This window comes from Bellilinea sp., assembly GCF_034432615.1.
Lineage (GTDB): Bacteria > Chloroflexota > Anaerolineae > Anaerolineales > Anaerolineaceae > Bellilinea.
This window is the reverse complement of record NZ_DAOUBL010000215.1, coordinates 1-9,252: the sequence shown is the minus strand read 5'-3', so window position 1 is coordinate 9,252 and position 9,252 is coordinate 1. Positions and strand designations below refer to the sequence as shown.

9 protein-coding genes are annotated in these 9,252 nt (G+C 55.3%); 1 reads left to right on the top strand and 8 read right to left on the bottom strand.

Translation table 11 applies throughout. From position 1 onward, the window contains the following. Positions 1-130: 130 nt before the first annotated feature. On the top strand, positions 131-1,087 hold the full coding sequence (locus tag VAE48_RS09620) for an aldo/keto reductase (RefSeq protein WP_322793111.1): 957 nt from the start codon (positions 131-133) through the stop codon (positions 1,085-1,087). A 3-nt stretch (positions 1,088-1,090) separates the two neighbouring features. Here the strand turns inward: VAE48_RS09620 and metG are convergent, their stop codons facing one another. From metG to VAE48_RS09580, 8 genes are all read right to left on the bottom strand, one after another. After that, entirely contained in the window at positions 1,091-2,887 is a 1,797-nt protein-coding gene (gene metG / locus VAE48_RS09615; protein WP_322793110.1) for a methionine--tRNA ligase, read from the bottom strand. 105 nt (positions 2,888-2,992) lie between these two features. Beyond that, a complete protein-coding gene (gene ptsP / locus VAE48_RS09610; protein WP_322793109.1) occupies positions 2,993-5,521 on the bottom strand; it encodes a phosphoenolpyruvate--protein phosphotransferase in 2,529 nt (842 codons plus the stop codon). A gap of 7 nt (positions 5,522-5,528) precedes the next feature. Continuing rightward, positions 5,529-5,906: a hypothetical protein gene (locus VAE48_RS09605; RefSeq protein WP_322793108.1), complete on the bottom strand. Its 378-nt coding sequence runs from the start codon at positions 5,904-5,906 to the stop codon at positions 5,529-5,531. A 15-nt stretch (positions 5,907-5,921) separates the two neighbouring features. Then, the gene (locus tag VAE48_RS09600) at positions 5,922-6,314 is read right to left on the bottom strand and encodes a succinate dehydrogenase, cytochrome b556 subunit (RefSeq protein ID WP_322793107.1); all 393 of its coding nucleotides are present in this window, start codon (positions 6,312-6,314) and stop codon (positions 5,922-5,924) included. Between the two features lie 23 nt (positions 6,315-6,337). Then, on the bottom strand, positions 6,338-7,084 hold the full coding sequence (locus tag VAE48_RS09595; protein ID WP_322793106.1) for a succinate dehydrogenase/fumarate reductase iron-sulfur subunit: 747 nt from the start codon (positions 7,082-7,084) through the stop codon (positions 6,338-6,340). A 44-nt stretch (positions 7,085-7,128) separates the two neighbouring features. Next, on the bottom strand, positions 7,129-8,292 hold the full coding sequence (locus VAE48_RS09590; RefSeq protein ID WP_322793105.1) for an FAD-dependent oxidoreductase: 1,164 nt from the start codon (positions 8,290-8,292) through the stop codon (positions 7,129-7,131). 99 nt (positions 8,293-8,391) lie between these two features. Beyond that, entirely contained in the window at positions 8,392-8,646 is a 255-nt protein-coding gene (locus VAE48_RS09585) for a hypothetical protein (protein ID WP_322793104.1), read from the bottom strand. A 191-nt stretch (positions 8,647-8,837) separates the two neighbouring features. Then, positions 8,838-9,252: FGGY-family carbohydrate kinase (locus tag VAE48_RS09580; RefSeq protein WP_322793103.1), on the bottom strand; the 415-nt coding region annotated here is incomplete at its 5' end.

Genomic DNA, 9,252 nt, shown 5'->3' with positions numbered 1-9,252 from the left:
CCACCTGCACCTCCCCCAAAATCGCCCCTGCGATTTTGGGGGAGGCGGGAGGGGGACGAAAATTCGAAAGTTGATATAAAAATGATTTATCCCGAATTGACGTTTTTTAGAAAAGGAGGAAAAAAGGCACATGGAATACCGAAAATTGGGGCGGACAGGTCTGAAAGTTTCGGCGTTGTGTATGGGCAGTATGCAATTCGGCTGGACTGCCAGCGAGGACGAATCTTATCCGATTCTCACTCGTTCGTTTGAGGCGGGGATTAATTTCATCGATACCGCCGATATTTATTCACGCTGGGTGGCGGGCAACCCCGGTGGTGTTGCGGAAACCATCATCGGCAACTGGATCAAACGGAAGGGCATCCCGCGCCATGAAGTGATTATTGCCACCAAAGTGCGCGGAAAGGTGGGGGATGCTCCCAACGACGAAGGGTTATCCCGTGCGCACATCTTCCATGCTGTCGAGCAATCCCTGCGCCGATTGCAAACCGATTATATTGACCTGTATCAGACTCACTGGTATGACGATCAGACTCCCATTGAAGAGACTTTAATCGCATTGAATGATCTGGTACGGCAGGGCAAGGTGCGCTATATTGGCTGTTCCAATTACCCGGCATGGCGCTTAATGCAGGCGCTCTGGACATCGGATAAACTGGGGCTGGCACGCTTTGATTCGCTGCAACCCCATTACAATCTGGTTCACCGCGCCGAATTTGAACGTGAACTGGCAGAGGTTTGCCGCACCTATGGGCTGGGGGTAATTCCCTACAGCCCGCTGGCAGGTGGATTTCTGAGCGGTAAATATCGGCGTGGGCAGACCGAAACCGGCAGTCAGCGCAATGTCAGCCGCTACTTCACCGACTACGGCTGGAAGGTGCTGGAGGCGGTGGAGGAGGTAGCCCGACAGCGAGGGGCGTCGGTTTCCCAGATTGCACTGGCGTGGATGCTGACCTTGCCGGGCATTACCAGCCCGATCATGGGGCCGCGATCCCTCGAACAATTGGAGGATAATCTCGGCGCGGCGGATTTACGCCTGACCGATGAGGAAATGGAAAAGTTAAACGAAGCCAGCCGCTGGCAGTAAGGTCTATATTGCAGCCGGCTTTCCCAACCGGGCGCGTTCTTCTTCGATGATGGACGCGTCCAATTTCTTAAACAACGGTTCGGGTTTTTGCAGGGGTGTGCCCGGCTGAATCTGACTGGGCTGCCATTGACCGCTGGCTGAATCCGGGTCATAGCGCACCACGGTATGGCTGCCAAGCGCATCCTCTACTTCCTGAAGGTAGCCCTGCCCAAACAGGGGCTGCTGGTACCCCAGAATACGGTGCAGCCGTTCGGCGGTGTGCGGCAGGACGGGAGCAAGCAGGATTTTCAGATTGTCAATGGCGCGAATGGCGGTAAAAATGGCGCGAGCAGCAGCCTGCTTATCCGTTTTGATACTCGTCCACGGGGCAGTCTGATCCAGATAGCGGTTGACTTCGGTAGCCAGTCGCATGGCTTCGCCCAGCGCCGCCCGCAGATGAACCGTTTCGTATTCCTTGCCGACCGTGTCAAACCCTTTTTCAATCATGGCCAAAATTTCCTGATCGGCGGTGGTCAGTTCTTCCGGCTCAGGCACAACCCCTTCCCAGTGTTTGTAAGCAAAGGAAAGAACGCGGTTAGCCAGATTTCCCCATGTGGCTACCAATTCATCGTTGTTGCGCTTGTAAAAATCCTCCCAATCCCAGTCGGTATCTCGGGTTTCGGGCATGTTGACAGTCAGGTAGTAGCGCAGCGGGTCGGGGTCGTAACGGGTGAGAAAATCACGGGCGTAAACCGCCCAGTTGCGGCTGCCGGAAATCTTCTGACCTTCCAGATTCATGAACTGGTTAGCCGGTACATCATAAGGCAGGGTCAGGCGTTGACCACTTTCCCCGGCAAAGATTTCCAGAAACTGCTCGCCGGTGCCCATCAGTTGGGCCGGCCACCAGGCGGCATGGAAGAAGATGTTGTCTTTGCCAATGAAGTAGAACGATTTGGCATCGGGATTGGTCCACCAGTTTTTCCACGCCTGCGGCTCACCGCTGAGTTTTGCCCATTCAATGGCTGCGGAAAGGTAACCGATGACCGCCTCGAACCAGACATACAGGCATTTGCCTTCCCAGCCGGGGATGGGAACGGGAATGCCCCAATCCAGATCGCGGGTAATGGCGCGCGGTTTGAGGCCTTCGGATTCGATTTGCCCAAGCGATTGCCCGATGACGGTATCCCGCCAGTAGTGCTTCCGTTCGCGCAGGAAGCGGGCAACTTCCGGTTCCAGTTTGGAAAGGTCGAGGAAGAAATGCTCGGTTTCACGCAATTCGGGGGTGGAGCCATCCACCTTGGAGCGCGGGTTGATTAATTTTTCGGGTTCTAGAACGCTGCCGCAGCGGTCACATTGATCCGAACGTGCGCCTTCAAAGCCGCAAATATAACAGGTGCCCTCCACATAGCGATCCGGCAGAAACCGTTTGCTAACCGGCGAATACCACTGCGGGCGCGACTCGGTGTATAGATAACCATTCTTTTGCAATGCAAGAAAAATGCTTTGCGCCACCTTGAAATGATTTTCGGTGTGGGTGGTGGTGAATAAATCGTAATGAATGCCTAATTTGAGAAACAGGTCGAGAAAACCGTTGTGAAAGCGTTTATACACTTCTTCAATGGGTTTTCCCTCGGCATCGGCGCGCAGGGTGACTGGTGTGCCGTGTGAATCGGTGCCGGAAACCATCAACACCTGATTGCCTTTCAAGCGATGGTAGCGGGCGACAATATCACCGGGCAGATGGGAACCGGTTACATTCCCCACGTGAATTTCGGCGTTGGCATACGGCCAGGCAATGGCAATCAGGATGTGTTCGGTCATGGTACACCTCGTCAGGATGAAAATCAGATTAAGATTTTATCACGAAACGGGGCCATCCGCAGACAGCCCCGTTTGGAATTTCTCTTACCATGTCGGTGGTTCGTGTTACTTTTCGGGCAGGGTTTTCAAAAAGTTGGCAGCCATCTCACGGACTTCCTGCGCGTTGGAGCAGGCAAGTGCCTGCCGGGCGGCTTGTTTAGCCTGTTCGGTGGTTAAGTTACGCACTACTGCTTTGACGCGGGGTATGCCGGCCGCATTGAGGCTTAACTCGCGCACTCCCAGACCGATCAGGATGGGAACGGCCAGTGGATCGCCGGCCAGTTCACCACACACGCCCACCCATATTCCATGGGTTTCTGCGGCAGCAGTGACCTCACCAATCAGCCGCAGGACGGCAGGGTGCAGGGCGTCATTCAGGTAATTCAATTGTGGGTTGCCGCGTTCAGCCGCCATGGTGTATTGAGTCAGGTCATTGGTGCCAATGCTGAAGAAAGCCACGTGCGGGGCAAGCGCATCTGCCAGCACTGCAGCGGAGGGGATTTCAACCATGATGCCGGTTTCGATTGGCCAGCGGTGAGGCAATCCCTCCTCCTGCAATTCCTGATGCACTTTTTGCAGGAACTGGTTGGCTTGATGCACTTCCTCAATACTGGCGACCATAGGGAACATAATGCGCAGGTAGGTATCCGCTCCGGCGCGCAATATGGCGCGCAGCTGCGTGCGGAACAGGTGGGGCTGTTGCAGCGAGAGGCGCAAGGCGCGCACACCCAGAAAAGGATTGGCTTCCGGCTGCTGGTTGATGTAGGGTAGAGGTTTGTCACCGCCCACATCCAGGGTGCGGACGATGACGGGTTTACCCTGCAGGGTCAGGCCAATCTGGTGAATAGCCTGATACTGTTCTTCTTCTGTGGGGGCTGTCTGGCGGGTGAGGAAGAGAAATTCGGTGCGCAACAGACCCACCCCATCGGCGCCATTTTGTACGGCCGTTTGGGCATCGGTCAGGTTACCCACATTGGCGGCAACTTCGATGACCAGCCCGTCCCGTGTGACGGCCGCCTGATGGGTGGAGGCCAGCAGGCGCTGTTTTTCTTCCAACCAGCGCGTTCGCCGTGCTTCAAATTCCTGACGGATGCGTTCGTCCGGTTGAATCAGAACTTCGCCCTTGAATCCGTCCAGCGCAACCGGAGTTTGCTGAGGGATTTGTTTGATTCGCATCGGCAAGCCGGTAACGGCGGGAATGCCCAGGGAACGCGCCAGAATTGCGCTGTGAGAAGTCGCTCCGCCGCTGAGCAGGGCAATGCCCTGCACGCGTTCCAAATCCAGCGAAGCGGTTTCGGTGGGGGTCAGGTCATCTGCAACCAGGATGACGGGTTCCTGGAAGACAATTTTTTCGTGGGCTTCACCGCTCAATTCGCGCAAGACCTGATTGCCAACGTCCTGAACATCCACTGCCCGCTGTTTGAGGTAATCGTCTGCCAGTGCCTGAAAGCGGGCAATAATGGTGTCCACGCTTTCCTTCCAGGCACGGGCGGCGTTGTAATGCTTTTTCTCAATCAGCATGCGGGCGTTTTCCAGCAATTCCTCATCACTGAGCAGGAGGGCGTGGGCTTCAAAGATGGCGGCTTCATCTTCACCGACACGATTGACCATCTCGCGCTGGCGTTCGAGGATGGCACGGCGCACTTTTTCCAGTGCCCCCTGCAATTTTTGCCACTCCGTAGCGGTATCTTTCGCCTGATAATCGGGGATCAGGGGAGGTAAGCTTTCGTAATGGAAAATTGGCGCAACTGCCACCCCCTCCGAAACCGGCAACCCGCGCAAAATGTGCTCATCGGAGGGCTGTGGTTCGATCGCCGGAACGGCAGAAGGAGTCGGCTGCGGCGGTGCGGCTGCTTCTCCAAATCGTTCTTCCACCAGTTTGGCCAGGGCTTGAAGGGCTTCGGCAGCCTGATCCCCCTGCGCCTGAATTTGAATCTGGTGGCCGTGCAGCGCGCCAAGGGTCGCCAGTGCGTTCAGACTTTTGGCAGAAACTGCCGCGCTGCCGGTTGTCAAATTCGCTACCCGAATGTCCGCCTTGAAGCGGGACGCGGTTTGCACAAAACGGGCAGCCGGCCGGGCATGCAGTCCGTGTGCGTTGGTCAGTTCCAGAACAATGGTGTGAATTTCACCCGCGGTTGGAGCAGGAACACCTTCTTCAACCGCTGCAGGGGCAGGGGCCGGTTCACTAAAATGTAATTGCTCGGCTTTGGGTTGAAGAGCCTGGCAGGCTTCACGACAGATGGTTTGCGGGTCATTGCCCAGACTTGCCTGAACCCCAGCGGCAATGGCTCCTTCTACCAGCGGGGCAGGGCAGAAGTGTACCCGGCTGCGCACATCTTCGGGCAGCAGTTCCAGGGCCATTTCCGCGCTCAAAATGGCGCTGCCCAAATCCATCAGCACCACAATGCCTTCCGGGCTGTCCACTTCCTGAATGACCTGCGCAATCTGGGTGGCGTCAGTGCCAAATTCATCGTGGTTTTCCCCGGCACCGGCTGCCACGCCAATTTTGACCTCCTCACCGGCCATCTGGCGAACCAGATTAACCAGCGATTCGGCAAGCAGTTTGCTGTGCGAAACCAAAACCAGGCTAACCATACAAGCCTTACAGTCCGAAGTTAATGACCGCAAAAAGCAGCCATATCCCATAACCGGTTGCAAACAAGCCCAGAGCAATGAAGAGATAATCGAGGACTTTCATCAGGGCGGGACTGGGGCGAAGGTCAAGAACAATGCTGCGCGATCCGATCAAGGAATGCGCTATCACGAAAACAAGGAAGAAACCTTCCATAATCGGGACAATTGGGTAATTGCGGTAATAGGCCACTACCTCGGCATGGCTGAGCAAACCATTGGGTGCCAGCAGGTGATTGACCAGAAAATGGATGATTAACACCGCGAAGATTAAAACTCCGCTGACAATCTTAATCAGCCACAACAGGTAACTTTCGCCGGGCTTGGGTTGGGAGAGCGTGTTTTGCATGAGATCACCTCCGTCCTAGTGAGTAGTGAGCATTCGCACGCCGAAGACAACTGTACCGATCAGGGTGATTCCCACCACCCCGTACAGCAGCTGACGCTGAGCTGGTACGGCAATCCCAAAACTGTTGAGGGCAATGCGAAGTCCGTTAAAGCCATGATACAGGCCGGCGATGATCACCAGCATTTCTCCAAACATGATGGCAGGCTGCTTTGCGGTTTCAATGAAGGCGTCGAAGGCTTCGGGGCCTTGCGCCAGTTTGCCCAGCATGTAAAGATGCAGGTACAGGTAAACCGTCAACCCGATCGCAGAGAGGCGGTTGATGATAAAGCCCCAACCGCCAACGTTCCTGCCGCGCGGGTCAAACCAGTCCAATATTCCGCGGGTATTGGGTTTTTTAGATGTTTCCATTTCTCACATTCTCCTGTAAGGGATTAGGCTTTTACAAACCAGCGTTTGAGGCGTTCTCCAACGACCTGTCGGCGTAAGTCCATAATGCGCCAGCCGGGGTCAACGTTGGAAGGACAAACCGCGGTGCATTCATACGCGCTGTGGCAGCGCCACAGTCCGTCGGCGCAGTCCACCACATCCAGCAGGTCGGGGTTGTGTTTCAAACCCTGCAATTGAGCGGCAGCCAGAACTGCCGGGCCGAGGTAGTTTTCAGCCGTACCGGCAACCGGGCAGGCGCTGATGCACAAACCACATTCAATGCAGTCTGCCAGGCGCAGATATTCGTCACCATTGTTGCGCGGCACATCCCGGGGTGGACGGATATCTTCGCCTTCCAATGGGGCAGCCGAAAGCGGGTGTACGGCTTTGGCGTGAACGCGATCCATGGCAGCGTACATGCGGGTCATATCTACGACCAGATCGCCAATAATGGGGAAGTTGCGCATTGGCTCAATTTTGAGAGTACCGCCGTTGGTGGTTACATCGCGAATTTTGGTGATGCAGGTCAGTTTTTCCACATCGTTGACCCGCATGCCGCACGCCCCACAGGTGGAATGGTGGCAGGCATGGGCAAAGATGAGCGAGCGGTCGTGAAATGCCCAGATGCGCTCCACGCCGTCAATCACATATTCTTCCGGGTCCACTTCCAGTACATAACTGTCGTATCGGGCAGGCTGGTCGCCCTTTTTACGAAAGATGACAAATTTAACGGTCCATTTTTCTTCAGACATTGCTCACTCCGTACAGGTAGAGTTCGTTCAACAGATTGCTGGAATCAGTTAACGTAGAACTTGCGGTAAGAGAGAAGGGGGGTTTCGGCGGTTGTGCAGGGGATAGTGAGGTTGAATTTCTTGCAAATCAGATCCACGGTCTTTTCTGCCATCAAACGCAGGGTGGTAGCCTTGCCGCCGGTGATGGTTACCAACCCTTCGACATTATCGGTTTCTTTGTGGTCGTAGGCTTTGAAGGTGCGTGAGATGCTGCGCCCGGGGGCGGAAGCACCGATCAAGGGGCGGGTGGCCATGTAGGCGCCGCGTTCTTTGGTCTGGCGCAGAGCCGGAATGAGGTTGGAACCGCGTTCAATCATCAGTTGAACATGGTCTTCGTATACGGGAACGTAATCGGGGTCTTCAATAGTGAAGGAGGTGGTGCCGACGACCATCATGCGCCGCTGAGGGAGGACGATATCGCCATCGCCGGGTTTATTGAGCAGGTTAATCGCGCGCTGGGTCAGACGCTTATCATAGGCTACCATTACACCGGGGGTGGGGGTGATCGGCACGGAAATACCGGCCATGGAAGTGATATGACCCACCCAGGCGCCCGTCGCGTTGACCACAATATCGCCTTGAATGTCAAAGCGCTTGTCAGCGGCGCGGTCCCAGGCCTTGACACCAACGATATTGCCCTGTCCATCGGTCAGAAGGTCAACCACATCGGTGTAGAGGTGGAATACGGTTCCGTTTGCCTTTGCCGAAGCGGCAAAAGCCAGTGCCAATCGGAGCGGATCAAATGTGCCGTCCGGCACGGTGAAGGCGGTCTGCAATTTGGGATTCAGGTTGGGTTCCAAACGCAGGGCTTCTTTGGGGCTGAGTTCGGTAATTGGAATCCCGCAAGCGGCGCAGCCTTCCATGAATTTTTCACGGTAAGCCATATCTTCATCCGTGATACCGATGAACAATCCGCCATTGGGTTCAATGGCGTCTGGCACAATCAGGCGCAGGATTTGATTTTCCTGAATACACTCGATGGCTGATTCCTGATCATTGACGGCGTAACGTGCGCCGGAGTGAAGCAGCCCATGCGTGCGTCCTGATGTGCCGTTGACGATTGGACCCCGCTCCACGACAGTAACAGCAAAACCGCGTAGAGCAAGATCGTGGGCAATGGCGACACCGGTGAAACCGGCACCAATCACAATGGCATGGAGTTTACTCATAATTCTTTCTCCTGTTTCGACTTTTGCCACAATCGTGGCGTTTTTCACAAAGTTAAGCGTGCAGTTTATCGCGGCTGAGCGCGTAAATTTTCGAGGGAATTATTTCCTTCTGCGAAGCAGGCGGTTGATGAGCAGGAAAAAAAAGAAGATCAGCCAGATGCTTCCACCGAATACCACACCCCACAGGATGCGTTCAATCAGCGGCAGTTCCGGGTTGCTGGTGATGATCGTCCAGATTGCCAGCAAAATGCTGACGACCCCCACCACGATTAAGCCGGTTTTGAAGGGAATCCAGGGTTGGGCGATCAGGTCTTGGGGCTGGTTTTTGGGGGAAGAAGGTTTGTTTTTGGACATGGTTTTTCCGTGAGAGACCTTCAAAGCAGGGATTTTATCACAGGTAGAGAAGCTTGGGAGAAAAATCACCCTTTATAAATTACAAAGGGCGGTACAGGTCTTGTGGACTGTACCAGACCGCTGACCCACCGCCCCTGTGCAAAGGAAGAGAGGAGGGGGCAGGTATTTGCCTGCCCCCGGATATGGATTTATTAAACTTCGACCCAGCCGAAGGTGCGTTCGACGGCCTTCTTCCAGCCGGCATACAGTTTTTCGCGTTCTTCGGCGGCCATCTTGGGATGCCATTCGGCGTCCTTGCCCCAGTTGGCGCGCAGTTCGTCAAAGTTGCTCCAGAAGCCAACCGCCAGACCGGCTGCATAAGCTGCACCCAGCGAGGTGGTTTCGGCAACCTTCGGGCGGATGACCGGCACGCCGAGGATATCGGCCTGGAATTGCATGAGTAATTCGTTGTACACCATACCGCCATCCACCTTGAGGGCAGTCAGCGGCACGCCGGAGTCCTTGTTCATTGCATCCAGCACTTCGCGAGTCTGGAAAGCGGTGGCTTCCAGCGCGGCGCGGGCGATGTGACCGCGGTTGATGTAGCGGGTCAGACCGACGATGACA

What these genes read in the sequence shown, in the direction of transcription:
- VAE48_RS09595 (WP_322793106.1), bottom strand. Translation starts at nt 7,084, where the DNA reads ATGTCTGAAGAAAAATGGACCGTTAAATTTGTCATCTTTCGTAAAAAG.
- VAE48_RS09605 (WP_322793108.1), bottom strand. Translation starts at nt 5,906, where the DNA reads ATGCAAAACACGCTCTCCCAACCCAAGCCCGGCGAAAGTTACCTGTTG.
- VAE48_RS09600 (WP_322793107.1), bottom strand. Translation starts at nt 6,314, where the DNA reads ATGGAAACATCTAAAAAACCCAATACCCGCGGAATATTGGACTGGTTT.
- ptsP (WP_322793109.1), bottom strand. Translation starts at nt 5,521, where the DNA reads ATGGTTAGCCTGGTTTTGGTTTCGCACAGCAAACTGCTTGCCGAATCG.
- VAE48_RS09585 (WP_322793104.1), bottom strand. Translation starts at nt 8,646, where the DNA reads ATGTCCAAAAACAAACCTTCTTCCCCCAAAAACCAGCCCCAAGACCTG.
- VAE48_RS09620 (WP_322793111.1), top strand. Translation starts at nt 131, where the DNA reads ATGGAATACCGAAAATTGGGGCGGACAGGTCTGAAAGTTTCGGCGTTG.
- VAE48_RS09590 (WP_322793105.1), bottom strand. Translation starts at nt 8,292, where the DNA reads ATGAGTAAACTCCATGCCATTGTGATTGGTGCCGGTTTCACCGGTGTC.
- metG (WP_322793110.1), bottom strand. Translation starts at nt 2,887, where the DNA reads ATGACCGAACACATCCTGATTGCCATTGCCTGGCCGTATGCCAACGCC.